The organism is Mycobacterium sherrisii (genome assembly GCF_002102355.1).
GTDB lineage: Bacteria > Actinomycetota > Actinomycetes > Mycobacteriales > Mycobacteriaceae > Mycobacterium > Mycobacterium sherrisii.
This window is the reverse complement of the sequence record NZ_LQPT01000084.1, coordinates 1-24,954: the sequence shown is the minus strand read 5'-3', so window position 1 is coordinate 24,954 and position 24,954 is coordinate 1. Positions and strand designations below refer to the sequence as shown.

Genomic DNA, 24,954 nt, shown 5'->3' with positions numbered 1-24,954 from the left:
GCGCGGTCGGCGATGTCGCACGTTGTGGGTGTGCGCGGGGGCGCGGGGGCTTACGCTAGCTGCGAACCGCAGGAGGGTCTTCGACGATGCAGCCAAATCCGCTCGACCCCGTGGCCAGCGAACGTCTGTCGCATGCCGGGAAAATATTCACCTCCGATGTGTCGATCAACGAATTCGCTCTGCTGCACGGGGCGGGATTCGAGCCGATGGAGCTTGTCATGGGGGTCTCGGTTTATCACGTGGGCTACCAATTCACCGGTATCCGACAGCAGTCCGAGCTCCCCGTGCTGACCGATGCGACCTACCGGGCCCGCTGGAATGCGATGTCGCGGATGCAGGCCGAGGCCGACGCGCTGGGCGCCGACGGGGTGGTCGGTGTCCGGCTCGAATGGCGCCACCAGGGTGAGGGGGAGCACCTCGAGTTCATCGCAGTAGGAACGGCCGTGCGATTCGCCGAGAAGCCCGGCGCCTACCGCCGGCCCGGCGGCCAGGCATTCACCAGCCACCTGACCGGTCAGGACCTGACGACGTTGCTGCGCTCCGGGTTCGCGCCGGTCGCATTCGTCATGGGCAACTGCGTGTTCCACATTGCCGTCCAGGGCTTCTTGCGCACGCTCAGCCAGGTGGGTCGCAACGCGGAGATGCCGCAATGGACGCAGGGCAGCTATCAAGCGCGGGAGCTGGCCATGTCGCGGATGCAGAGCGAGGCCGAGCGCGACGGCGGAAACGGCGTCGTCGGCGTGCATTTCGCGATCTCCAACTACGCCTGGGGACACCACACGGTCGAGTTCTACGTGGCGGGCACCGCCGTGCGCCGCATCGGGGAACCACAGACCATCACGCCGACATTCGTGCTACCGATGAGCGATTGATGACGAGCTTCGACCAGGACCGAGCGCGCCGCGCCGTAGGCGCCGCACTCGGCGGCCCCGGCGGGGTCGGGCAGGTGATCAGCGTGTTCTGTGGTGTTCCGGGCGTCGTACTGACTCCGGCGCGCCGCGGGTTCTTCCGCTCGCAGCCCGAGCGAGTCCGGATCGGGGAGTGGCGATACGAGCTCACTCCCGACGGCCGCCTGAGCGCCGCCCACGTGGTCAACGACATCGTGCTGGCCGAGGAGGTGCTCGCGGCCGCCGCCGTCGGACCGCATATCGCCCGGGCGCTGGGACAGGTGGTGGCCGCCTACGGCCCGTCGATCATCCCGCACCTCGACGCGGCGATCGAACTGCTCGAAGCGGCACCCCGCTACTGAGCGAATCAACTGTTGGCACAACGCATTTCGGTGTCCGCGGTGGTCGCTAGGCCGCTATGGCTCGCACTGTGGCTCGGTACCGCAGGTGTGCGCACATGCTGGCGCACAGCACCACCGCCACGCGGCTGCTGCGGCCCACGCCGCAAATCAGGATGCCGCCGAGGACCGGCGCCGCGCTCGCGGCTCGGGGGCTCGCAACGGGTCCAACGCCTGCGCGATCCGCGGATAGGCGATCGCGGGTCCGATCCACCGGATCAGGTAACGCCGAAGATCCGCACCGGTGCGGGGTGGCCGGCCGGGATCGGCCAAGAACGAATGCAGCAACCGCAGGGTGAATTCGTTGAGTTCGTCCAGACCGGCGTCGTCGAAACCGTGCTGCTGCCAGTCGATATCGAAACGGTGCAGCATCGATCGCCCGAACGCCAGCGCGGTGTCCGACACGATCGAGACGGCCTGGCCGCCCCGGTTGCGCCGGTTGAGCACCACCTCGAGCTGATTGTCGGCGGCCAACTGCTCGACGGCGAACGCGAACGATTCGGTGACCGCCAACACGGGATCGGTGATGCCCTTGAGGTGGGCGGCCAGATGGTCGAGAAAACCGTCGGCCGACCGCATCGCGCTCGCGACCAACAACGCCTGCGTTCCCGGAAAGTAGCGGTAGACCGTCTGCCTGGTCACCCCCAGCGCCCGGGCCACGTCGGCGATCCGCATGGCCGAGCCGCGCTCCTCGATGATCCTGTCCGCCGCGTCCAGGATCCGCTCGATCGCCTCCTCGTCGGAGGCGGGCGTGTTCCCCGCCCAGCCGTGGCTGCGCATGCTCAGCGAACGGCGGGCACGTCGTCGGTCGTCATCACCGCTAGATCATATCGTCGCAGCTAGGCGATCGTTGCTCAGGCGCGGCGACGGGCTGCCACTGACGAGACACAATCGGGTGTGTGTATGATCACAGCGAATCCAGGAGGGCTGACATGCCGTACGACACCGTGGTCGTGAATGGACGCTGGTTTGACGGGACCGGCGCTGCGTCGGCCGTGCGAAACATCGGGATCCGCGACGGCCGGGTCGCGACCATCACGGCCGAACCGGTCGAATCGGCGGGTGCCGACGTCATCGACGCAACCGGGCAGTGGGTGATTCCCGGGATCATCGATATCCACACTCATTACGACATCGAAACACTATGTGAGCCAGCGCTTTCCGAGTCGTTGCGACACGGTGTGACGACGGTGCTGCTGGGCTCGTGTTCGCTGTCCACGGTATATCTGGACAACGTCGACGCGGGGGACATCTTCGGCCGGGTGGAGGCGATCCCGCGCCGTTACGTCATCGAGCACCTGGACCGGGCGCGCTGCTGGAGCAATCCCAAGGAGTACGTCGCCGCACTCGAGCGGCTGAACCTGGGCCCGAATATCGCGACCTTCATCGGCCACTCCGACATGCGGGCCGCGACCATGGGCCTGGATCGGGCCACCCGCAAGGACGTTCGCCCGTCCAGGCCGGAACTCGCCCGGATGGAATCGATGCTCGAGGAGGCCCTCGACGCGGGATTCGTCGGGCTGTCGTCGCAACAATTGCTGTTCGACAAACTCGACGGCGAGGTCTGCAGATCGCGTACGCTGCCCTCGACCTACGCCACCGCCCGCGAACTGCGGCGGTTGAACGCCATCCTGCGGCGGCGCAACAAGGTTCTGCAGTCGGGGCCCGATATCAAGAATCCGTTCTCCGTCGTCTCTCAGCTCGCCGCGTCGCTGGGGGTGGGGCGGCGCCGGCTCAAGACGAGCCTGCTGTCGGCGGCCGATGTCAAGTCCTTGCCGCCGGTCATCCACGTCATGGAGGCGCTCGCGCGGGTCGTCAATGCGCTCGGTGCCGACTTCCGATGGCAGCATTTGCCGGTGCCGTTCGAGGTCTACGCCGACGGCATATCGTTGGTGATCTTCGAAGAGTTCGGCTCCGGCGCGGCGGCTCTGCACCTGCAGGACGAGATCGCACGTAACGAGCTACTGCGCGACGAGGCGTACCGGCGCCAGTTCCGCAAGGACTACGACCAGAAATACGGGCCACGGGTGTGGCACCGCGACTTCTTCGACGCCGAGATCGTGGCATGCCCGGACGTCTCGGTCGTCGGCAAGTCGTTCGGGCAGGTCGGGGTGGATCGCGGCGGTCTGCACCCCGTCGACGCGTTCCTGGACCTGGTGGTCGAGCACGGCGAAGCGCTGCGCTGGCGCACCACGATCTCCAACCACCGCCCCGAACTGCTCAAGAAGCTGGCGCAAAGCCCGAACGTGCAGATGGGTTTCTCCGATGCGGGCGCGCATCTGCGCAACATGGCGTTCTACAACTCCGGTCTGCGGCTCCTGCGGCACGTGCGCGACGCCGAGCGCCGGGGCGCCCCCTTCCTGTCGGTCGAGCGTGCGGTGCACCGGCTGACCGGTGAGCTGGGTGCCTGGTACGACATCGACGCGGGCACCCTGCGCGAAGGCGACCGCGCCGACATCGTGGTGATCGATCCCGAGCGGCTCGACGACTCGCTCGACGCCTACGCGGAGCACCCAGTCGAGTCCTACGGCGGGCTGTCCCGCATGGTCAACCGCAACGACGACACCGTCCGCAGTGTCCTGGTGTCGGGTCAGCTCGTGTTCGTGACGGGCCAGGCGGCCCCGACGTTGGGCAACCAGCGGTTCGGCCAGTTCCTGCGCGCCGGGCAGCCCAGCGGGACGCTCGCCCCGGCCGGCTAGCGCTCGAGCCGGGCGGCAATTGCCCTGTGCGGCCGATCAATTAGGCGACCGAAGCCCCCAAGATGAGGTTGACCGCCTCGTCCAGCTGCCCGGCGATCTCCGCGTAGCGGACAAATCGCGCCGTCATCAGCGCGCCCGCGAAGGTCATCTGCAGGGTGGACTTCACCGCGCGCGGCCATCCCGGACCCAACGCCGCCGCGATGCGCTTGGCGACCTCCTCCCCGATCTGTTCGCGGATGGGCGCAACGGCGGGATCGTCGGCCATCAAGGCGGTGCCGCATGCGGCACTCAATTCCGGCTCGTCGGCAACGGCCACCGCCATGTCGCGCAGGGTCGAGCTAACCCGGGTCTTGGTGGTGTCGTTGACGTCGGTGTGCAAGGGCAACTCGCGTAGGAAACGAAGGTAGACCGCGGCTACCAGCGCGCTCTTCGACGGAAAGTAGGTGTAGGCGCTGGCCGGTGAGACCCCCGCGCGGGCCGCCACGGCGCGCATCGTCAGGTTCGCGAAGGAGGACTCCCGCAACTCCGCAAGCCCGGCGTCGAGGACCTTGCGGATTGTTTGTCCCGGGCGGCGGTCCGACCGGCGAGCGCCGGCGGCCCCGGTGACCGTCTCGGCGGGAGCGGCCGCGTCTCTAGACACTCGTCCAGTGTATGCAGCGCTCGGGGGTTCGGCGGCACGACGGCGTCGCCCGGTCGTTGAAGCCGCTCATCAGCGCGCTGACAACGCCAATGGCCATCTCGTCGACCGGTTCCGGACCAACGGACGCACACCTGGCGGCGAATCAAATACAGACAGTTGTCCAGAATCAGGGGTCGTTGCGTGCGCCGGCCGTAGGGTGACGTTGTGACCCGGGAAGACGAGCGCCGATGGGACGAGCGGTATGCCGCCCAGGCCGCGCAAGGGCCGGCGCCGCACTCCGTTGCCCAGGTCGGCCCGCCCGACGTCTTTGCGGCCTACGTGGACGCCTTTCCGACGGCGGGACGGGCCCTCGATATCGCCTGCGGCCGGGGCATCACGAGCGTCTGGTTGGCCCGGTGCGGAATGCGGGTGGTCGGGCTCGACATCTCCGCGGTGGCCATCGGTCAAGCGCGAAACCTGGCCCGGCACAGCGGCGTCGAGGACCGTTGCCGGTTTGACGTCGTGGATCTCGACAACGGATTGCCGGACGGGCCGATGGTCGACGTCATCGTCTGCCATAAGTTTCGGGACCGCCGGCTGGACCAGGCGATCATCAACCGCCTGGCGCCGGGCGGACTGTTGGCCATCGCTACCCTCAGCGCCGTCGGTGCCGCGCCCGGCCCGTTTCGGGTCGCCGCGGGGGAGTTGGCCGAGGCATTCGCGGCGTTGACCGTCGTCGCTGCCGGGGAAGGCGATGGCCGGGCCTGGCTACTGGCCCGTGGCTGACGGGCCCGACGTCACCCGCCTTGCGCGCGGACCACACGGCGACGGTGTTCGGGGCGCCTGGCCGGCGCCGCGTTGCGGTGCACCGCGACCGCTTCGGTCGGGGCGCCCGTTGTTTTCGGCGTCCGCGGGCTGTTCCGCCGGCGCCGCTTGGCGCCGCCGGCCGGTCGCTGCGGCGCGGGCGCGTGCACGGGCGCGGGGGCCCGGTACGGTGCGATCTCGCCGACGAGCGCCTGCACCGCCTCGGAGGTGGCGCTGACGTGTTGGGGCGCGACCTTGATGCCGGCCTTGCGCATCATCGCCTCGGTGTCCCGGCGCTGCTCGGGGAGGACCACGGTGACGACATCGCCGGCGCTGCCCGCCCGTGCCGTGCGTCCGGACCGGTGCAGATAGGATTTGTGCTCGCTCGGCGGGTCGATGTGCACGACCAGCTCGACTTCGTCGACATGCACCCCGCGCGCGGCGATATCCGTTGCCACCAGCACCCGGGCGCTGCCCGAGGCGAAGCTCGCAAGATTTCGTTCCCGCGCGGCCTGAGACAGGTTGCCGTGCAAGTCAACCGAGGGAACACCCGATTCGGTGAGCTGGCGGGCCAGCTTGCGCGCCTGATGCTTGGTGCGCAAGAACAGGATCCGGCGTCCGGTCCCGGATGCCAGCCGGTGCACGACCGCCTTCTTGGCCTCGACGTCGGCAACGTGGAATACGTGATGGGTCATTTCCGAGACCGGCGAGTCGGCACCTTCCACCGAGTGCAGCACCTCGTTGCGCAGGAATCGCTTGACGAGTTTGTCGACGCCGTTGTCCAGCGTCGCCGAGAACAACAGCCGCTGACCGCCGTTGGGAGTCGCGGCCAGGATTCGGGTGACGGCGGGCAGAAAGCCGAGATCCGCCATGTGGTCGGCCTCGTCGATCACCGTGATCTCGACCGCCTCGAGGCTGATCAAGCGCTGCTTCATCAGGTCCTCCAGCCGCCCGGGACAGGCGACCACGATGTCCGCCCCGGCCCTGAGCGCGGTGATCTGACGGCCCTGCGGGACCCCGCCGAAGATCGTGGTCACCCGTAGGCCCTGCGCGGCCGCCAGCGGCTCGAGCGTCGCGGTGATCTGGCTGGCCAGCTCACGGGTGGGCGCGAGCACCAACCCCGAGGGTCTAGACGGCCGCCTGCCCCGGCCGGAGAGCCCGCTGACCAGCGGAATGGAAAAGGCGAGGGTCTTGCCGCTGCCGGTTTTCCCGCGGCCCAGCACGTCTTTACCCGCGAGCGTGTCGGGCAGGGTGTACACCTGAATCGGGAACGGGTGAGTGATGCCGAGCGCGACGAGCGCGTCGACTACTGGTTGGGGCACGCCGAGGTCGGCAAAGGTCTTGTCGGTGGTCACTTTTCGGTGCCTTTCAGGCATCGGTGTCACCGGGCGGCGGACGTCGACGTCGCGCGGCCCTGGACACAGGGGGGCGAGATTGCCGGTCGGCAAAATCGATCGCCGCGAGACAAGCTGGATTCGGTGTCCTGCGCGACCTTCGGGCCGGCACCGGGGGCGAGAAAGCATTTCACGACGGTGTTGGCATGCAACGCAGTGACGCCAACGTTGACACCATTCTAACCCACCGGATGAGCCCACCGGATGAGCCCACCGGAAACGCCTCGCTCAGGCTTCCAGCCTGTCCCGGACAGCGGCCAATCGCTGGGCCAGCTCGTCCTCGCCGATGACGCCGCGCACCACCAGCGAGTGCGCCAGTGCCAGCAAACGATTCTCCGGATATGGCAGGTCCGCGTAGACGGTTGTCGACAGGGTGTCCTCTTCGTTGCGACGGTCGGCAAAGCCGAGAATCTCGGCGCCGCAATGACTCTGATCGATCGCGTCGCAGATGCCGTCCAGACTCGTCTGCCACGGTGGCACGGGGTTGCTCACCCCGTATTTCGCCGCCATCCGGTTCCAGACCTGGTTACGCTCGACAATTTTCGCCAGCGGTGCGATAGCCGGCCGGTCGGAAGTGCTCACTGGCGCGTCCCCGACCGTCAGTCTTCGACCGGGTGGTTGGCCGGCCGGGTTGCGGTGATGGCGTTCGTCGTTACGTCCGGCTTCGGAAGTGCGACGCCGATCAGGCAGTCGCGTGTGACGATTTCGACCAGTTGGTCCTCGGTCCAGCCGTCGGTCCCGTCGGGGCGTACCGGCATCACCATGAAGCGGTGCTTCTGGTTGGAATCCTCGACCCGGATTTCGACGTCCTCAGGTAGATAGAGGCCGAATTCGGCGAGGACCTCACGCGGCCACCGCACGATGCGACGCCGGAAGTTCGGCGTGCGATACCACTCCGGCGAGTTGCCCAGAATCGGGCGCGGATAGCACGAACACAACGTGCACACGATGACATGGTGCAGGGTCGGAGTGTCTTCGAGGACATGAAACGCGGTGAAATCGCTGGGAGTTCCAAAGCCGGTCGGCGCCAGCCAATCGACGCCGACCTCCTTGCTGGCCGCCATCGGATCCGACAGCACCAGCGCCTTGTACCCCGGGTCGAGCCAGGCCCGAGCGACCAACCGCGCGGCCGGCGTCGGGCCGATCTGCTCGGCGAATTCGGTGAGGCGCCGGTGGTCCTGTGCGGTGAAAAGTCCTTTCTCGATACATAATTCGCGCAGGGCGATCTCGAGAACTTCGAAATCGGTGATCTCATCGACCATCGGCGCGGCCGTACGGTCATGGTCATGGTCATGGTCGGTCATGGCGACGTCCCTTCGGAGGCGACGGCCGCTTGCAGCCATCGCTCGGGCAGCTCGGTCTGCAGCGTGTCATTGCCGGGACCGGTATAGCCGTGCCAGAGCTCGGAGAGATTGAAGCGGACGATGTAGAACCACTCCGGCTGTTGGTTGGGGCCGTCCCACGTCTCGTCCTCGGCCGCCGGACTTTCGTAGGAGACTTTCGCGATCTCGCCGGATGCGCCCCGGACGTATTCCTGGGTGCGGGTATAGAGCAGGACGGGCAGCTCACGCACCGTCACCTTGTCACCGACCTTGAACCTGGGGGCGCCGGCTTGCCCCGCGAACACCTGCGGATCGCCCTTTCCTACCGCGTGCACGTGATGCCGGTTGCGTCTCACCCCGGAAGGGTCGCCCTCGAACTTGGGCTTGGCTTCCAATGGCTTTCCGGCTAAGCCGCCCTCATACCGGGACTTGACCTCGACCATGCGTTCGGCCAGCTCGCTCAGGCCGATGTGGTGTTTTTCGACCAGAACGCGAACGACGGCGAGCAGCCAGCGTGCGTAGTACGGCAGTCCGAGATAGATGGTGCGCCCGAGATCGACATTGCCCATCCGGCGTCGCTCCTCGGACAACCAGATTCCGCGCATCCCCAGCACCTCGCACAGGACATAGGTGTTCTCTTCCCAGATCTCGTATTGCTTGTTCTGGAATTCGATCGGCGCGTCCGGTTCGCCGCCGACGTCGTGCGGGGTCTTGACGTAGGCGGCGAAACGGTCGTGATCGATGAGGTCGGGGGTCGGTGCGTCGGGCAGTTCCGGGTAGGAGGACTTCAGCCTGGCCACCAGGTTCAGTTGTTTGATCCGGTCCACGGGAGTTGCCATGCAAAGCCGCCATTCGTCGGTGGGGGCGGACCGATGGTCGCCGCACGCCTAACTTGGATACAGCTCACTACTACCGCGCGATTCGCGCAAGTCGTAGCAGTGTTGGCCGGAAAGTTCGCGGCGCTTTTGAGGTTTCACGCATCGTCGGTTCCGGTAATGTCACCCGAATGGAGCGCCGCGTCCTCGAGGCGATCATCTACGAACGCGACCCGCCGATCGCGCGGATCATTCTCAATCGGGTCGATAAGGCCAATACCAAGGACGCCGTCCTCGTTACCGAAGTCGACGATTGCCTGCACGAAGCGGACCACGACAAGGAGATCAAGGTCGTCATCCTCAAGGCCAACGGCAACGGCTTCTGCGGCGGCCATGTGGCCCGCTGGGAACCCGACGAAAACCCTTACCCCGACTTCGGAAACACGTTTGAGGATCTGTACAAAGGGACCGCGGACCTGTTTCTGTGGCCGACGCTGTACCTCTGGGAGTTTCCCAAACCGACCATCTCCCAAATCCATGGATATTGCATGGGCGGCGGAATTTACCTGGGCTTGCTGACCGATTTTTGCGTCGCCTCCGAGGACGCCTATTTCCAGATGCCCCTGGCCCAAAGTCTCGGTGAACCCGGCGGGCACACGATGATCGAGCCGTGGTTGCTGATGAATTGGCATCGGACCATGGATTGGCTGTTGCTGGCGCCGACCCTGACCGCCCGGGAGGCCCTCGACTGGGGACTGCTCAACCGGGTGGTTGCGCGCGACGACCTCGAGGACACCGTCGAGGACATGGCGCGCAGAATCGCCCAGATCCCGTTGACCACGCTGATGGCGGTGAAGAACAACGTCAAACGCGCCTGGGAGTTGATGGGGATGCGCGTGCATCTGCAGGTCAGCCACATCCTGACCAACATGGTCGGCGCCGCCTCCGACGTCCAGGCGCGGCGAGCCGAGCTGATGCGGTCCGGCATGAAGCCGCGCGAGTTCGTCGACCGCGACCCGGCACCGCCGCCAGGCGACTAACGGCCCGCCTCGCCGGCGATGCGTCGCCCGGCCGCGTGCCGCGCCGCGACATAGCCGAACACCATCGAGCTGGCGATGCTCGCCCCGGCGCCCGGATACGTGCGGCCCATCACGGTTGCGGTGGTGTTGCCGGTCGCATACAGGCCGTCGATGACGTGGTCGTGCTGATCCAGCACCTGGGCATATTCGTTCGTGATGACACCGCCGCAGGTTCCGACGTCGGCCGGGAGAACCCGGGTGGCGTAGTACGGCGCGCGGTCCAGCGGCCCGATGGCGGCGTTCGGCCGGTAACCGGGGTCACCAAGGCAGTCGTTGTACGCTGACTGGCCACGCCCGAAGTCGGGATCGAGGCCCTTGACGGCGAAACCGTTGAACCGCTCCACGGTGCGCATCAGCTCGTCGGCGGGCAGGTCGATCCGGCGTGCGAGGTCGGCGATGGTGTCACCCCGTTTGACCGCGCCGCTTTCGATCAGGTCGGGCGGCAGGTGCGCGTTGCGCTGCAACGGATTGGCACTGGTGACATACCGGCGCACGTAGCCGTCGTCGAAGATCATCCAGCACGGCACCGCCTTGTTGGCGTACATCGCCTTGCCGACTTCGACGTAGGAGTTCGACTCGTTGCAAAACCGGCGCCCGGTGGAGTCGACGTAAATGGCTCCGGGCCGTTGTCTGCCCGACCCCAGCGAGGCGGCCACGGCGCCGCCGTTGGCGATGAAAACCGATGGCAGCCACCATGCTTCGTCGAGGAGATCGGTCTTGGCCCCCAACCGCATCGCCGCTTCGAGCACTTCACCGGTGTCGCCGGCATTGGCGATCGACCAGCTGCCGTCGTTGGGTTGGTCGCCGCTGTACCGGCGGCGCATCTGTGTGTTGTGACCGAAACCGCCCGCGGCCAGCAGGACGCCCTTGCGCGCCTCGACGTTGAGCGTGACCCCGCCCCGGTTGACCCGCGCCCCGACCACCCGGCCGTCGTCGACGATGAGATCTTCCAGCGCGGTGTCGGTCCACAGCGGCGGTTGCGGTCCGCCGAGCTCGATCAGCGCCTTGAGCAGTTGCCCGATCAGCGATGCGCCGTTGGTCAGGATGTGGCGACGGCGCGCGCGGGCCGCCGCGGTGCGCAGAAACACCCTGCTCGCCACCGCGAACGCCCGCGGCGACCGGTTGAAGTACTGCACCGAGCGCAGCTCGTTGGTCAGGACCACGTAACCGTAGTTCTTGGCCAGCGGCGGCTGCACCTTGCCGCACCAGCTGCCCAGCTCGGCGGCGTCGAACGGGATTCCCTCGACCGCTCGGCCGGACTCGTTGCCGCCCTTGTGATTCGGGTAGTAGTCGCTCCATCCGGCGCAGCGGATCAACCGAATACCCTTGCGGCGCAGAAAGTTCAGCATTTCGTAGCCCGCGGTCAGGAACATCTCGCGCCGCTGCGGGGAGGATGCGGGCCCGATGTCGCCGACGACGTCGGCCAGGTACGCCAAGCCGTCCTGGTGTGAATCGGCGATCCCGTCCGCACGCATCAACGGGTTGTTGGGCAGCCACACGATACCGCCGGACAGCCCGGTCGATCCGCCGACGAGTGCCTGCTTCTCGACGATCAGCGGCTCGATCCCGCAATCCAGCGCGGCCAGGCCGGCCACCATTCCGCCACCCCCGCTGCCCGCGATGAGCAAGTCCACCGACCGATCCCACGCGGCGGTCATGAGCCGAAACCCAGGTCCGCGATCGGGACGTCGATGGTGGTGTTGGTCTTCTGGATCGCCGGAACCAGTGCGTCGTAGGGCAGACCGGCCAAGAACCCGTCGACGACCCGCTCGAAGTTGGAGATCAGCCCCTCGATCTGGTGCGACAGTCGCATGAACGCAAACCCCTTGGAGCGCAACCCCTGTTGCTGGCGGGGCAAGTTGGAGAAGTCCTGGGCGGGGATCGGCGGCCAGCGCGGGTCGTCGGGCGCCATCGGTTCGGGTGCGGTGGGCTTGCCCGCCGAACGGTCCGAGGGAAACCGGGTGAGCGACCAGATCTCGAACAGCGTCTCCTCCGGACCCAACGGGCGGATCCGGTAGGACGAAGCGCTGCTGTAGGTGGGCAGGATGAAATGGTGCGGGAAGCAAAACCCGATCGCATCGGTGATTCCGCGCCGGGCCAGGTCGTTGAGGTCCGGCATGGCGCTGCCCCGAGCGCGATGCCAGCTGACGACGGCGTCGTTGAGCGCGCTGCGCCATGCGGTGAGCGCTTCGGCCGGATCTGCCGGCAGCTCGATGGTCTGCAGTCCTTCGGCGATCCGGATGTCGTTCTCGTGGGTCATGCCGCCCATTCCCGTGCCCAGCGTGCGCATGAAGTACAGGCTGCTTTGCACCACCGGATGCACTTTCGCCGAGGCGGTCTCGGCAGGTGCCCAGGTCTGCGCCGATGTCTGTGCCGACGGCAGCAGTTGCGGGTGGGTCTGCGGGACGTGGTACCCCTCCATGAACGCCGCCGTCGCCAGTTTCCAGTTCACTGGAAGCCGGCAGGCTTGCCACCATTCGGTCTGCAGCGTTTCGACCTGCCACGCGTCGTAGATCGACGCGAATGGCTCCATGCAGTCCCGTAGCCCCGGCGCGGTGTCGTCGAGGTTGATCCACGCGCACCCGCCCCACAGTTCGCACCGCACCGAAACGAGCTCCAGGTCATCGGGATGCATGTTGTCCTCGGCAAAGGCCTCGGGCCGCAACACGAACGTGTTGCGCCCGTCCAGACCCCAGCACCAGCCGTGGAAGGGACAGACGAAGGTCCGCCGATTTCCGTTGCCCTCCACCAGCTTTACGCCACGATGACGGCATGCGTTGTGATAGGCCCGCACCGTGCCGGCATCGACGCGCACCACGATTATTGATTCGTCGAGGATCTGGTACTCGACGTAGTCGCCGGCTCTCGGGATCTCCTCGAGCCGGCAGGCCATCTGCCACACCCGGGGCCACAGCTTCTCGGCCTCCAAGGCGTAGAAATCGGGATCGTAGTAGCGCTGCTTGGGAATCCGGTCGGCGGTTTGCACCGCCCACGGCACCGGCAACGCCGTCCAGTTCGCCGTGTTCTTGCCGGTCCGTCTGGACCCTGTCTCCACTGCCATCTCGCCATCCCTGTCCCTATGTCACACGATTCGTGATTCTCGCCCCCGCCAGTAACGTTCCCGGATCCGTCGTTTGTAGAGCTTGCCGTTGGGATCGCGCGGCAATTCCGGATCGAAATCGACTGTGCGGGGGCACTTGTAACCGGCCAGGTGCGCTCGGCAATACGCGATGAGTTCGGCGGCCAGATCGGGACCCGCCGCAACACCGGGGACCGGTTGCACCACCGCCTTGACTTCCTCACCGAACTCGTTGTTCGGCACGCCGAAGACGGCGGCGTCGACCAGATTGGGATGCATCACCAACAGGTTCTCCGCCTCCTGCGGGTAGATGTTCACTCCACCGGAGACGATCGTGAACGTCGATCGATCGGTCAGGTACATGTACCCGTCCCGGTCGAGGTAGCCCATGTCGCCCAGGGATCGCCAGCCGCGATCGTTGTACACCGCTGCGGTCTTCGCGGCATCTTTGAAGTACTCGAACGGGGGTCCACTCTCGAAGTAAAGCTCTCCAGCCTGGCCGATGGGAAGCTCCTGGCCGTCGTCGCCTACCACGTGTACGGCCGACATCGGCCGGCCCACCGAGCCGGGGTGGGCGAGCCACTCCTCGGGCCCGATCACGGTGCCCGCGAAACCTTCTGTGCCGCCGTAGTATTCGTGAATGATCGGCCCGAACCACGCCATCATCCGGTGCTTGACGTCGACGGGGCAGGGGGCCGCCGCGTGCAGCACACAGCGCAGGCTGGAAATGTCGTAGCGGTTGCGCACCGGATCGGGCAGTTTGAGCATCCGGACGAACATCGTCGGGACGAACTGGGCGTGGGTGACCCGGTGGGTTTCGATGAGCTGCAGCACGGTCTCGGCGTCGAATCTGCGCATCAGGACCGACGCGGCACCCACTCGGTTGACCGCCATCGTGTAGTTCACCCCGGCGGCGTGATACAGCGGCGCGGGGGACAGGTACACACTCGACGGGGTCATCCCATAGCGGTGGGTGAGCGCCATTTCCAGCACGGCTTGCGCCCAGGAGCCGTTGGAGTCAACCGGGAGCGGGCGGCGGACCGCCTTGGGCCGACCGGTGGTGCCCGAGGAATACAGCATCTCGGACCCGTCCGACAACGGTGGGGCGGTGCCCGCCGCCGCGACGGCGTCCTCGTATCGGCGCCACCCCGGCGCAGCGGCCTCGGCGGCTCCGACCACAATGTTGACGCCGACCTTCGTGTTGACCGCATGCACCCGGTGGGCGATGGCGACCGAGGCCGCGTCGGTGCCGTCCACGAACACCGCTTTGGCATCGGAATCGCCGATCACGTAGGCCACCTCGTCGGGCGTGAAGTGGGTGTTGACCGGCGTGTAGTAGAGCCCGGAAAGCTGGCATCCCCAAGTGATCTCGAGGAATTCGGCTCGGTTGGGCAACACCAGGGCCACGCCGTCGCCACGCCGCAGCCCGGCGTCGTGCAGCGCGGCCGCGACCCGTTGACTGGCCGCATACAGCTCGCCGAACGTCACCGGGTCGCCGTCGATGATCAGGGCCGGCGATGCCGCGGCCGCGATCGCGTGGTCGGCGATGTTCACCAGCGGGCCTAAGTTGTTGCGGCACCGTCGGTCTGGGCAGCCGCGGCGGCTTGGCGGCGGGCTTGCTCGGACGGCAGCACCTTGTCCTTGAACACCGTCTGGATCAGCTCCTGCACATCCTTGCTGATCGATGCCAGCGCGACGAGATCGTTGGAGCTCTGCCAGTGCACACGCATCCCCATCAGCTCCCAGGCCCGTTTGAGGTTGGCTTTGGTCGCCAACAGGGTGGTCATCGGCGCCTGCGCGATGTGGCGGGCGATCGCCTCGACACGGTCCTCGAGCTGCTCGCGCGGAACGACCTCGTTGACCAGTCCGACGTCCAACGCTTTCTTGGCGTCGATCACCTCCGCGAGGTACAGGTAGTAGGCGGCGCGCCGCCAGTTCATGAAAACCCAAGGCTCGATTGAACATTCGCCGGATGGCATCCCGAAGCCCTGCAGTGGCGGGTAGGAGAAGTAAGCGTCCTCGGAGGCAATGACGATGTCGGTGGTCAGCCCGTAATGGGTGCCGCCACCCACGCAGTATCCGTGCACCTGGGCGATTGTTGGCTTGGAGAACTCCCAAAGGTTGAGGATCGGCTTGACGAACAGGTCGGTCTGCGGCTTCCACGGCGTGCCCATCGCCTTGGCGCCCTCGACGAACGCCGGATAGTCGACCGCGTTGTTGCCGATGGCATGTCCCGAGCAGAACCCCTTGCCGTTGGCCTTCATGATCAGCACTTTGATGTCGTAGTCACGATCGGCGTCCAGCAACGCCGCGTCGACCTCCTCGGCCAGCTTCTGGTCCTGTGCATTGGCCTTTTCGGGCCAGTTCAGCGTGACGCGGGCGATCGGCCCCTGCTTTTCGTAGATGATTCGCTCGCGGGTCTCGTGGAGATCCATGTGTGTGGCACCTTTCTCGAGGAGTGGTCTGGACTATGAAGCGATGACGCCGATTTCGGCACCGATGTCGTAGGTCGTCCCGACCTGGCCCGTCCACCGCACGGTGCCGGAGGCACCCGCCTCGATCTCCTGCTCCACCTTCTCGGTGGCGATCACGTAGATCGGTGTCCCTGCCTCGACGTGCTCGCCGGTGTCCACCAGCAGCCCGGTCAGCTCGGCCTCGGCGACGGCCACCGACACCCGGGGAATGCGGATGATGAAGTCAGCCACGCAGATTCGCCCTCGCGTCGGCGTTGTTGCAGGTGCGCCGGGCCGCTTCGGCGATGCGCTCGGGCGTCGGATACATCCGCGCCTCGAGTGCCGGCGCGGCCGGGGTGGGGACGAATCGGGCGCCGACCCGCTCGACCGGCGCCGCAAGCTCGCCGAACAGCTCGGCGCTCAGTATCGCCGCGATCTCCGCGCCGGGGCCCGCGAATTGCACCGCGTCGTGCGCGATGACGGCTCTGCGGGTGCGCCGTACCGACTCGATGACGGTGTCGACGTCGAGCGGCACCAGGGTGCGCAGGTCGACGACCTCGGCGCTGACGCCCAGCCCGGCCAGCGTGGCCGCCGCGGCGAGGGCGTCGTGCACGCCGCGGCCGTAGCTGATGATCGTGACGTCGGTGCCCGGTCGTTTGATGTCGGCCTGTCCCAACGGGATCGAGAACCCGGGATGCACGGGGACGGGACCCTTTTTGCTTTGCAACCGGATGGTCTCCACGAAGAGGCACGGATCTTCGTCGAAGATCGCCGACGTCAGCAGACCTTTGGCGTCGCGCGGCGTGGACGGCACGATCACCTTCATCCCGGGAACGTGCATGAACCACGCTTCCAGGCTCTGGGAGTGCGTGGCGCCGGTCGCCAGCCCGGCGTAGACCTGGGTGCGGATCGTGACCGGCGCCGTGGTGCGGCCCGCGGTCATGAACCGCAGTTTGGCGGCGTTGTTGACGAGCTGGTCGGCGGCGATGCCGATGAAGTCCATGATCATGATCTCGGCCACCGGCAGCAGCCCGTCGATCGCGGCCCCGACCGCCGCACCGATGATCCCGGCCTCGGAAATCGGCGTATCCAGCACCCGGTCGGGGCCGAATTTCGTGGACAGTCCCGCGGTCGGCCCGGACGCACCCGGATCGGCGATGTCCTCACCGAGAAGGAACACCCGGTCGTCGGCCTGCAGCGCTTGATCCAGCGCGAGGTTCAGCGCCGCGCGCATCGTCATCTCTTGTTCGTCCATGCGGCCTCACACCGGATACCTGATCGCAGTGGCGTACACGTCCTGGTCGAGTTCGACCGACGACGGCGAGTCGGCGTTCAGCACAGTCTGCAGGGCGGATTCCACCGTGGCCAGGGCCTCGCCCTCGATGCCGGCAAGCTGGTCTTCGGTGCAGATCCCGGTGTCGGCGAGCTGCCGGCGGAAGCGCGGTACCGGGTCGGCGGCCAGCGCCGCGTCGAGTTGTTGCTTGGGGATGTAAGGCATCCGGTCGCCGAAATAGTGGCCGCGGAAGCGAAACGTCACGCACTCGAGGAAGGTGGGGCCCGCACCCGCGCGGGCTCGCCCTAGCGCCGCGTCGAGCGCGGCCTTGACCGCCAGGGGATCGTTGCCGTCGACACGGATGCCGGGCATGCCGTATCCGGCGGCGCGATCGGCGACCCGCTCGAGCTTCATGGTGTCGGCGGTCGGTGTCATCTCGGCGTACAAGTTGTTCTGGCAGACGAACAGCACCGGCAGATCCCACAGGGCGGCCATATTGGCCGCTTCGTGAAAGGAGCCGGTGTTGGTGGCGCCGTCACCGAAGCTCACGACGGTGACCCGATCGAGCCGCTTGCGCTTGGCGGCCAACGCCAGCCCGACCGCCACCGGCGGCCCAGCCCCGACGATTCCGGTCGAAAGCATCACTCCTACTGCGGGTTTGGCGATATGCATGGTGCCGCCCTTGCCGCGGCTGGCGCCGACGGTGCGGCCCATCATCTCGCCGTAGATCTCCTCGAGCGGAACACCCTTGCCAATCAGATCGTGCAGTCCGCGGTAGGTGGTGACCAGTTGATCGTCGGGGCGCAGCGCGACACCCATCGCGGCGGCGATCGCCTCCTGCCCTCGGGACGGCCAGTACACGCACATGAATTCGCCGGTGCCGATACCGCGGGACAGCCGGTCGTCGGCGGTCTTCATCAGCACCATCAACGCGTACAGGCGTCGTTGGATGTCTGGGGTCGGGGCGTCGGTCATCGCGGGATTCCGTTGTGCTGCAGTCTGATCGGTGGCACCGCCGTCATGCGCCCGCCCACGGCTTGACCTTGAGGAAGCCACCGCCGTCCACCCGCAGCTGCTGCCCGGTGATATAGCGCGCGGCATCCGAGGCGAGAAACAGCACCGCCTCGCTGACGTCCTCGGGTTCGACGTAGGGGATCGGCATCGCCTGCACGAGCGGGAAGATCGGCTCGGCATCCTCGCGGGTCGGCTCTTTGAGGTCCGGACGGAACGCCCGGTACATCGGCGGGCTGTGCAGCATGTCGGTGTTGACGTTGGTCGGGTGTACCGCGTTCATGCGGATGGAGAACGGTGCCAGCGCCCGCGCGAAGTCGTTAACATAATGGGCCGCAGCGAGTTTCGCGAAGGCATAGCCGGCCCCGCCGGGGCCACCTGCCCCACTGTCGATGCCGGCGGTGTTCATCGACGACATGAACGCCGCGTTGGATCCGATGACGATGATGGATGCGCCGGCCTGCAGGTGTTTGAGACTGGCGTGAACGAGGTTGAGCACGCCGACCAGATCGACGTCCACGGCGTCGGCGAACGCCTGGGGCGGCAGGCCCGCGGTGAGTGGGCAGATGCCCGCATTGGCGACGACGACGTCGAGGTGCCCCAGCGCGGCGACGCCCTCGTCGATCGCCGCCGACAGCGCCGCCCGGTCGCGCACGTCGGCAATCGCACTGAAGACGCGTCGCCCTTCCTTCCCGACCAGCCGCGCCGTTTCGTCCAGATCTTCCGGTCGGGCCAACGGATATTCGTTGGTGTCGATGTCGCGGCACAGGTCCACCGCGATGATGTCGGCACCCTCGGCGGCGAGCATCCGGGCGTGTGAGCGTCCCTGACCGCGTGCGGCACCGCTGATGACGGCCACCTTGTTGGCCAACCGGCCCGTCACCCCGTCCACCGGGTGGTTCATCGGGTGGTCCATCGTGTGTCCTTCGTCCGGACGCCTACCGCCGGGCCCGCGGGAGCGCGCCGGATCGGTTCCCAAAAGCGCAGGTGCACAACGCATTCACCGCATCGAAGCGGGGCGGTCTGACCAACGAGCGGCTCCATCGCATCACTTCCACGAGCACCATCGCGTGGCTGTAGCCGAGCTACCGATATCCCTTAGAGTAGCTAGAATATCTAAAATAGCAAGAACAGAGTGAGCTAGGGGATGGTCGATGACGGGCGCGCAGCACGTCCTGCATGGGGTGCGGGTGGTCGAACTGGCGTCGTGGACATACGTGCCCTCCGCCGGAGCCGCGCTCGCGGACTGGGGCGCCGACGTGATCAAGGTGGAGGGCGTCACCGCAGGCGACCCGGGGCGCGCCCTGGTTATCGGCGGCTTCACCCGTGAGGCGGCCCGGCCTGATGCCGACTTCCTGCTCGAGTTGGGCAACCGTGGCAAACGCAGCGTCGCGATCGACCTCAAATCCGAGACGGGGCGCGAGTTCTTCGGCCGACTGATAGCCACCGCCGACGTCTTTTTGACCAACTGGTTGCCCGGCGCACTGGAACGGGCCCGGCTGACCGTCGACGACATCCGCGCCTTCAACCCGAACGTGATCAATGCGCGCGGCACCGGTCTGGGCGTCCGCGGTCCGGACCGGGACCGTGGTGGGTTCGACGCGGCGACTTACCTGGCGCGCGGCGGTGTCGCCTACACGCTCACCCCGTTCGGGTCGCAGACCCCGGCGGTGCAAGGCCCCGGTTTCGGTGATCTGCAGGGCGGCGCGACGCTGGCCGGCGGTGTGTGCGCGGCGCTGTTTCACCGGGAACGCACCGGCGAGGCCCCGGTCGTCGACTCGTCCCCGCTGGCCCAGGCGATGTGGTCGATCGCACCGTCGATCTCCGCTGCGGATTTCTTCGACATTGACGGCATTCCGGGGGCGCCACCGGGATTGGCGATCAACCCACTGGTCAATCGTTACCTGACCAGGGACGGCAGATGGATCCAACTGGTCTTCTTGCAACCGGACAAGTTCTGGGCCGGCTTCTGTGAGCGGATCGGCCTGTCGCAGTTGGCGAACGACGAGCGATTCGTCCCCTCCGCCAACCTGATTGCCAACGCGGCCGCGGCAACCGAACTCATCGCCAACGCGTTCGCCGGCCAGGACCTGGCGCACTGGCGGCGGGTGCTGGAAAGCGAACCGGGCGTCTGGGGTGTGCTCGCGACACCGCGGGAAACGCTCAATGATCCGCAGGTGCAGCCCAATGGCTATGTCGTGACGAACGTCGACGACCACGGGGAAACATATCGAATCGTCGCCGCGCCGGTGCAATTCAACGAAACCCCACCGCTTCCCGCCCGGGCGCCCGAACACGGCCAACACACCGAGGAGATACTCCTCGAACTCGGCGTGGAATGGGACGAGATTGCGCAGGCGAAGGAGCGCAACGCGATTCTGTGACACCGCGACCTTGATATCGACACGGTCACAGGCGGATATCGATGTGCATCGTGCTCTGGCATTGCCGCGTGAATCCACAAATCATGGCACAGTGCGCCTTTGGTCCGACCCGGTAAATCGTGGTCGTGAGTTCTGTAGTGGTGCAACGGGAGGTAGGCAAAGCATGGCGAACTGGGTTCCCACACAGAGTTCTGGTGGGCCGAACTCCAGCCGCATTCTCGACACCGCGCGGGGGATCATCATCGGGCTGCGCCGGTGCCGTTCGGAGACCGCCCTCGACGAACTGCACAGCGCAGCCGTGCGGCACCGGGTTCCGGTCTTCGCGATGGCATGGGCACTCGTGCACCTTGCCGGTGACGGCGAGAAGACATCCAGTTTCAGCGAGGCACAGTCGGCCGCGCGCCACGAGTGGGGGCAATTGTTCACCGGCACAGCAGCGCTGAGCTGTTGAGCAGTGATCACGAGCTTGGCGCGGCCGGGGTCCCTGGGGGGTACCGCGGCCGTGCCAACCTATCCGAAGATCGCGCTGACCAACAACCTTGGGAGCACGACGTTTTCCCGCTCGAGCTGCATTGGCCGGCGCGGTCCCGTCAGTTGCGGCGGCGCCGTATCCGGATCAGGCGGGCGATGAGGTTGCTTGACTGACCAGTCACCGACTCCACGCCGGTGACTCGGCCGCCGCACGCAATGCCGCGACGATGCGCTGCTCCTTGTCCTGGAAGCGCTCGGTGGGCGCCGGCACCGAGATGGCAACGACGTTGTCGCCCACGGTCCGTCGCGCTATCGCGGCCGCCGAAATCCCTGGGGTGTGCTCGCCGCGGTCGAAAGCCACTCCGGTGCGCCGGATCTCGGCGATCTCGTGCCGCAGCCGGTGCGCGACGCCGACGCTGAACCGCGCAAGCATCGTCTCGACGCCGCTGTCATCGAGAACCGCCAGCGCCGCCTTGCCGTTGGCGGTAACCTCCAGCGGGAATCGCACGCCGACCGCCGAGACCGCCCGCAACCGGAAAGACGATTCGACCTGGTCTACGAACCACATGCGGTGACCGCGCAACACCGAAAGATCGACGGTTTCCCCGTCGGTCGCCCGGGCCACCGCCTCGATGGTCGGGCGGAAGATCGCCGCGACGTGGGCTCCGCCGGCACTGCCGAACCCCAGTAGGCGCTCACCCAGCGAGAAGTGGCCCTGCGCGTCGACGCTGGCCAGCCCGACCTCTACCAGGCCGACGAGGAGTCGGCGCGCCGTCGACTTCGCCAACCCGAGTCGTCCACCGAGGTCCACCAGCCGAAGCTCACCCGGCTCGGAAGCGATCTCGTCCAATGCGGCGGCGGCACGACGCAACACCTGGATGCCTTCGTCGCGACTCGGCGACGAACTGGATTCCCTGGGCGGCATGAGTCAACTATAGTGTTCCGCATTCCGGACCGCTAAGGACCGGTAAGTGGATCTTAGGAGGTCCCTGTGGGTGCGTTGCCGATGGGCCGGCATTTCAGGCGCGGCGACGACGGGTACGAACCCGCCCGCCGCGGCACGGTCTGGAATCAGCGGGTGCCCGATCGCTACCCGGAGCTGATCGTGCAGGCCGTTGACACCGAGGACATCGTCAATGCCCTGCGTTACGCCAAGTCCAACGGTCTCAAGGTCAACATCCGCTCCGGCGGCCACAGTTGGGCCACCAACCACCTTCGCGACGGGGCAGTGCTGATCGACGTGAAGCGAATCGACCACACGACGATCGACGCCGACAAGGGCGTGGCGGTCGTCGGGCCGGGCAAGGGCGGCAGCATCCTGATGAGTGAGCTCGAGGCCCAGAATCTGTTCTTCCCGGCCGGGCACTGTAAGGGCGTCTGCGTCGGTGGCTACCTGCTGCAGGGCGGATACGGCTGGAACAGCCGGGTCTGGGGGCTGGCTTGCGAGAACGTCATCGGCCTGGATGTGGTGACCGCCGGCGGGGAGCAAATCCATTGCGACGCAGACCATCACAGTGACCTGTACTGGGCCGCGCGCGGCGCCGGGCCGGGGTTCTTCGGCGTCGTCACCTCGTTCTACCTCAAGCTGTACCCCCGCCCGGGCGCCTGCGGCACGAGTGTCTACGTCTACCCGATCGAGCTGGCCGACGAGATCTATACCTGGGCTCGCAACGTCAGCGCCGAAGTCGACCGCCGGGTCGAAATGCAGATCGTCGCGAGCCGCAGCGTGCCCAGCATGAATCTGGATACCCCGGCCATCACCTTCGCCTCGCCGGCGTTCGCCAACACCGAACAAGAGGCCGAGCAAGCGTTGGCCATCTTCGAAACCGTGCCGGTGATCGACCAAGCCCTGGTCAAGATCCCTTACCTGCCAACCGATATGCCCACCTGGTACACGGCGGTGATGAGCAACTACCTGTCCGACTACCGCTACGCCGCGGACAACATGTGGACGTCTGCGTCCGCGGCCGACTTACTACCGGGCATCCACCGCATCATCGACACGATCCCCGACCACCCGCACACTTCCTCTGGCTGAACTGGGGACCGTCGCCGAAACGACCGGACATGGCCTACAGCATCGGAGACGAGGTCTACCTGGCGCTCTACGGCGCCTGGAAGAGCAAGGCGGACGATGCACGCTACGGCGACTGGGCCCGGTCGAACATGGCCGCGATGTCGCACCTGGCGACCGGTATCCAGCTGGCCGACGAAAACCTGGGCCAGCGTCCCGCGCGCTTCGCCAGCGACGAGGCGATGGAGCGCCTCGACCAGATACGCGCCGCCTACGATCCCGATGGGCTGTTCAACAGTTGGATGGGACGACTCTGATGACCGGCGACCGATACCTGGGCTACCGCGACGACGACGCGAACACTCCGTTCGGCAAGTTCTTCAACCCCGAAATGGCCGCGCTGCCAACCCATGTGGTCCGCGCATTGGAACACGGTCCGCAGGGCGGGATGGCGTTGCTCTCGTTCCAGGACGCCGCGACCATCGCCGAGGACGGGTATCAACAGACCGAGAACGGCTACGGAGTGCTCGACGACGGCAGCTGCCACGTCGCGGTGCGCACCGACATGCCCGGCATCACACCGGCGATGTGGTCGTGGTGGTTCGGTTGGCACGGCAGTGACACGCGGCGGTACAAGTTATGGCATCCGCGGGCGCATCTGTCCGCGGCCTGGAAAGACGGGGACAACGACGGCGACGACGCCGGGCGTCGCGGCGCCGAACGGTACATCGGGCGCTGCTCGTTGATCAGCGAATACATCGGGTCGACACTGCTCAGCGGCGCCATTCGATTCGTAGCGCCCGCGGAACTGGGCTGCCCGCCCGACGGCGCCGACGCGGTGGCCATCTGTGCGCGGCTCGGCGCCGGCGACGCGCCGGTGGATGTCGGCTGGTTCATCCATCACGTCCGCGCGACGCCGGATGGGTCCGAGATGCGGTCCCGGTTTTGGATGGGCGGGCCTAACATCGCGGTGCGCGGTGCCCCCGGCGTCGCGTCGCGGGCGGTGCGGCCGATCGCGGCTCGCCTGCTGGGCAACCCGGAAACCAACGCCCGCAACCTGCTGGTGCATTGCGCGCAGGAGATGAATCACCTGGCGGGCTTCCTACCGGAGCTCTGCGGCGCCTTCGGCGACGAGTAGCCGTCCGCCCGCGTCGCTAAAGGCCGGCGCGACGAAGCGCTGCACCAGTTGGTATTCGGCCTCGTCGTCGCCGACCGGCCACGACATCAGCGACAGCACGATGCGCACCACCCAGTGGGCGGCCTGCGAGTCGCCGTCGGTGAGCCCGGTGAGATCGGTGGCGAACCCGTTGAGCAGCGGCGACTCGGTGAGCCATGCCATCTCGTCGGCGCGGACCGGGCTGATCATCAGGTGATACAGCGGGTCGGCCCTGATCAACTTGAGCGCGACCGTGATCGCGGTGACCACCCGCTGCGGCCCGGTCAGGTTCTCGACGGCGGTGCGCACTGTTTCGACAATGCGCGACGCGGCCCTGGTGATGACCGCGTCGCGGATCTCGGACTTGCCGCCGGCGTAGCGGTACACCGTGGCCCGTGAACAGTGGACGCGCTTGGCCAGCGCGTCGATGTCGAATTTCTCGAGGCCGTCGCGGGTGAGCATTTCGGTGGCGGCGGCATAGATGCGCTCGGTGGCGAGCGCACGCCGATCGCCACCGACCAACCAATCGGCGCGGGCCATTCTCAGCACCCCTGTCTGCGAGAAGCAACACCTCTTTATCTCACAGTGAGACAAAAAGCGGGAGTCGTCTCTTCGTCGGGGCAGGTGCGGGTCCCGTCTGAGACGGCTAGGTGTATGAGGCCATGACATTGGTGACGCCGGTGGCGAGTCGTGATGCTGGTGGCTGGCCTGCGGCGGCAGAGTGTGGTCGATGGTAGTTGAAGTGGATGTTCCAGACTTTGAGTGCTTCGGCGCGTTGGGTTTCTGAGGTCCATGTCCTGGCGTAGAGGAACTCTTCGGCCAGGATGCGGTTGTAGCGCTCGACTTTGCCGTTGTGGCGCGGGGTGTAGGGCGTGATGAATTGGTGGCGTGCGCCGTGGAGCACGTGGGCGAAGTCTTTGGCCCGGTAGCAGGCGCCGTTGTCGGTGACGATCCGCTGGATGCGGTCGATGCCATGGACGGCGAACCATACCTGGGCGCGGTGCATGAATCCGATTGCGGTGACGGCTTTTTCGTTGTCAAGGGCTTCGGTGTAGGACAGTCGGGAGAACCCGTCGACGGCCGAATGCAGGTACAC

The 24,954-nt window shown here is 66.7% G+C and carries 25 protein-coding genes and 1 pseudogene; 9 read left to right on the top strand and 17 right to left on the bottom strand.

Annotation, left to right across the window (positions count from 1 at the left end):
* Window positions 1–86: 86 nt before the first annotated feature.
* Entirely contained in the window at window positions 87–872 is a 786-nt protein-coding gene (locus AWC25_RS16965; protein WP_085167136.1) for a heavy metal-binding domain-containing protein, read from the top strand.
* Window positions 872–1,249 (top strand): DUF5073 family protein, encoded by a 378-nt coding sequence (locus AWC25_RS16960; RefSeq protein ID WP_085167135.1) that lies wholly within the window; start codon window positions 872–874, stop codon window positions 1,247–1,249. Before AWC25_RS16965 ends, AWC25_RS16960 begins: the two co-directional genes overlap by 1 nt.
* A gap of 147 nt (window positions 1,250–1,396) precedes the next feature.
* Here the strand turns inward: AWC25_RS16960 and AWC25_RS16955 are convergent, their stop codons facing one another.
* Entirely contained in the window at window positions 1,397–2,065 is a 669-nt protein-coding gene (locus AWC25_RS16955; protein WP_069401721.1) for a TetR/AcrR family transcriptional regulator, read from the bottom strand.
* A 152-nt stretch (window positions 2,066–2,217) separates the two neighbouring features.
* Here AWC25_RS16955 and AWC25_RS16950 point away from each other — a divergent pair, with 152 nt between their 5' ends.
* Window positions 2,218–3,984, top strand: coding sequence for an N-acyl-D-amino-acid deacylase family protein (locus AWC25_RS16950; RefSeq protein WP_085167134.1), 1,767 nt, complete (start codon window positions 2,218–2,220; stop codon window positions 3,982–3,984).
* A 40-nt stretch (window positions 3,985–4,024) separates the two neighbouring features.
* Here AWC25_RS16950 and AWC25_RS16945 read toward each other — a convergent pair whose 3' ends face one another.
* On the bottom strand, window positions 4,025–4,624 hold the full coding sequence (locus tag AWC25_RS16945) for a TetR/AcrR family transcriptional regulator (RefSeq protein WP_069401723.1): 600 nt from the start codon (window positions 4,622–4,624) through the stop codon (window positions 4,025–4,027).
* A gap of 204 nt (window positions 4,625–4,828) precedes the next feature.
* Here AWC25_RS16945 and AWC25_RS16940 point away from each other — a divergent pair, with 204 nt between their 5' ends.
* Window positions 4,829–5,389 carry an SAM-dependent methyltransferase gene (locus tag AWC25_RS16940; RefSeq protein ID WP_085167133.1) on the top strand — a complete coding sequence of 187 codons (561 nt, stop codon included), beginning with the start codon at window positions 4,829–4,831 and terminating at the stop codon, window positions 5,387–5,389.
* A gap of 11 nt (window positions 5,390–5,400) precedes the next feature.
* On the opposite strand, the gene AWC25_RS16935 is transcribed toward AWC25_RS16940, so the two are convergent.
* The 4 genes from AWC25_RS16935 to AWC25_RS16920 all read right to left on the bottom strand — a co-directional run bounded on the left by AWC25_RS16935 (window position 5,401) and on the right by AWC25_RS16920 (window position 8,962).
* Window positions 5,401–6,762: a DEAD/DEAH box helicase gene (locus tag AWC25_RS16935; RefSeq protein ID WP_069401725.1), complete on the bottom strand. Its 1,362-nt coding sequence runs from the start codon at window positions 6,760–6,762 to the stop codon at window positions 5,401–5,403.
* Window positions 6,763–7,029: 267 nt separating this feature from the next.
* Window positions 7,030–7,311, bottom strand: a complete 282-nt coding sequence (locus tag AWC25_RS16930; RefSeq protein WP_232327187.1) for a nitrile hydratase subunit beta — start codon at window positions 7,309–7,311, stop codon at window positions 7,030–7,032.
* An 89-nt stretch (window positions 7,312–7,400) separates the two neighbouring features.
* Window positions 7,401–8,105 (bottom strand): thiocyanate hydrolase subunit gamma, encoded by a 705-nt coding sequence (scnC, locus tag AWC25_RS16925; RefSeq protein ID WP_085167132.1) that lies wholly within the window; start codon window positions 8,103–8,105, stop codon window positions 7,401–7,403.
* Window positions 8,102–8,962 (bottom strand): SH3-like domain-containing protein, encoded by an 861-nt coding sequence (locus AWC25_RS16920; protein WP_085167131.1) that lies wholly within the window; start codon window positions 8,960–8,962, stop codon window positions 8,102–8,104. The genes scnC and AWC25_RS16920 overlap by 4 nt, the downstream gene beginning before the upstream one ends.
* 167 nt (window positions 8,963–9,129) lie before the next feature.
* Between AWC25_RS16920 and AWC25_RS16915 the strand changes: the two genes are divergently transcribed.
* Complete coding sequence (locus AWC25_RS16915; protein WP_069401729.1) at window positions 9,130–9,978, top strand: enoyl-CoA hydratase-related protein; 849 nt, start codon at window positions 9,130–9,132, stop codon at window positions 9,976–9,978.
* On the opposite strand, the gene AWC25_RS16910 is transcribed toward AWC25_RS16915, so the two are convergent.
* Genes AWC25_RS16910 through AWC25_RS16875 form a run of 8 tightly spaced genes read right to left on the bottom strand, consistent with a single transcriptional unit; the run spans window position 9,975 to window position 18,749 of the window.
* The gene (locus tag AWC25_RS16910; RefSeq protein ID WP_069401730.1) at window positions 9,975–11,675 is read right to left on the bottom strand and encodes an FAD-binding protein; all 1,701 of its coding nucleotides are present in this window, start codon (window positions 11,673–11,675) and stop codon (window positions 9,975–9,977) included. The genes AWC25_RS16915 and AWC25_RS16910 overlap by 4 nt on opposite strands.
* Window positions 11,672–13,078: an aromatic ring-hydroxylating oxygenase subunit alpha gene (locus AWC25_RS16905; protein WP_069401731.1), complete on the bottom strand. Its 1,407-nt coding sequence runs from the start codon at window positions 13,076–13,078 to the stop codon at window positions 11,672–11,674. The genes AWC25_RS16910 and AWC25_RS16905 overlap by 4 nt, the downstream gene beginning before the upstream one ends.
* A gap of 21 nt (window positions 13,079–13,099) precedes the next feature.
* The gene (locus AWC25_RS16900) at window positions 13,100–14,650 is read right to left on the bottom strand and encodes an acyl-CoA synthetase (protein WP_069401732.1); all 1,551 of its coding nucleotides are present in this window, start codon (window positions 14,648–14,650) and stop codon (window positions 13,100–13,102) included.
* Between the two features lie 8 nt (window positions 14,651–14,658).
* Window positions 14,659–15,531 carry an enoyl-CoA hydratase/isomerase family protein gene (locus AWC25_RS16895; RefSeq protein WP_069401733.1) on the bottom strand — a complete coding sequence of 291 codons (873 nt, stop codon included), beginning with the start codon at window positions 15,529–15,531 and terminating at the stop codon, window positions 14,659–14,661.
* A gap of 33 nt (window positions 15,532–15,564) precedes the next feature.
* Entirely contained in the window at window positions 15,565–15,801 is a 237-nt protein-coding gene (locus AWC25_RS16890) for a lipoyl domain-containing protein (protein ID WP_069401734.1), read from the bottom strand.
* Entirely contained in the window at window positions 15,794–16,804 is a 1,011-nt protein-coding gene (locus AWC25_RS16885; protein ID WP_069401735.1) for an alpha-ketoacid dehydrogenase subunit beta, read from the bottom strand. Before AWC25_RS16885 ends, AWC25_RS16890 begins: the two co-directional genes overlap by 8 nt.
* Window positions 16,805–16,810: 6 nt before the next feature.
* Window positions 16,811–17,797, bottom strand: a complete 987-nt coding sequence (locus AWC25_RS16880) for a thiamine pyrophosphate-dependent dehydrogenase E1 component subunit alpha (RefSeq protein WP_069401736.1) — start codon at window positions 17,795–17,797, stop codon at window positions 16,811–16,813.
* 43 nt (window positions 17,798–17,840) lie between these two features.
* The gene (locus AWC25_RS16875; RefSeq protein ID WP_232327182.1) at window positions 17,841–18,749 is read right to left on the bottom strand and encodes a mycofactocin-coupled SDR family oxidoreductase; all 909 of its coding nucleotides are present in this window, start codon (window positions 18,747–18,749) and stop codon (window positions 17,841–17,843) included.
* 238 nt (window positions 18,750–18,987) lie between these two features.
* Here AWC25_RS16875 and AWC25_RS16870 point away from each other — a divergent pair, with 238 nt between their 5' ends.
* A complete protein-coding gene (locus AWC25_RS16870) occupies window positions 18,988–20,217 on the top strand; it encodes a CaiB/BaiF CoA transferase family protein (protein WP_069401737.1) in 1,230 nt (409 codons plus the stop codon).
* A 163-nt stretch (window positions 20,218–20,380) separates the two neighbouring features.
* Window positions 20,381–20,668, top strand: coding sequence for an ANTAR domain-containing protein (locus AWC25_RS16865; protein WP_069401738.1), 288 nt, complete (start codon window positions 20,381–20,383; stop codon window positions 20,666–20,668).
* A gap of 198 nt (window positions 20,669–20,866) precedes the next feature.
* Here AWC25_RS16865 and AWC25_RS16860 read toward each other — a convergent pair whose 3' ends face one another.
* Window positions 20,867–21,613 carry an IclR family transcriptional regulator gene (locus AWC25_RS16860; RefSeq protein WP_069401739.1) on the bottom strand — a complete coding sequence of 249 codons (747 nt, stop codon included), beginning with the start codon at window positions 21,611–21,613 and terminating at the stop codon, window positions 20,867–20,869.
* A gap of 66 nt (window positions 21,614–21,679) precedes the next feature.
* On the opposite strand from AWC25_RS16860, the pseudogene AWC25_RS16855 reads away from it, so the two are divergent.
* Window positions 21,680–23,019 (top strand): annotated as a pseudogene (locus AWC25_RS16855) (FAD-binding oxidoreductase).
* Complete coding sequence (locus AWC25_RS16850; RefSeq protein ID WP_085167130.1) at window positions 23,019–23,840, top strand: DAPG hydrolase family protein; 822 nt, start codon at window positions 23,019–23,021, stop codon at window positions 23,838–23,840. The pseudogene AWC25_RS16855 and the gene AWC25_RS16850 overlap by 1 nt, the downstream one beginning before the upstream one ends.
* Here AWC25_RS16850 and AWC25_RS16845 read toward each other — a convergent pair.
* Complete coding sequence (locus tag AWC25_RS16845; protein WP_069401742.1) at window positions 23,805–24,398, bottom strand: TetR/AcrR family transcriptional regulator; 594 nt, start codon at window positions 24,396–24,398, stop codon at window positions 23,805–23,807. The two genes, AWC25_RS16850 and AWC25_RS16845, sit on opposite strands and share 36 nt — an antisense overlap.
* A 106-nt stretch (window positions 24,399–24,504) precedes the next feature.
* Window positions 24,505–24,954 (bottom strand): integrase core domain-containing protein (locus tag AWC25_RS16840; RefSeq protein ID WP_142278900.1); only part of this gene is annotated, 450 nt, incomplete at its 5' end.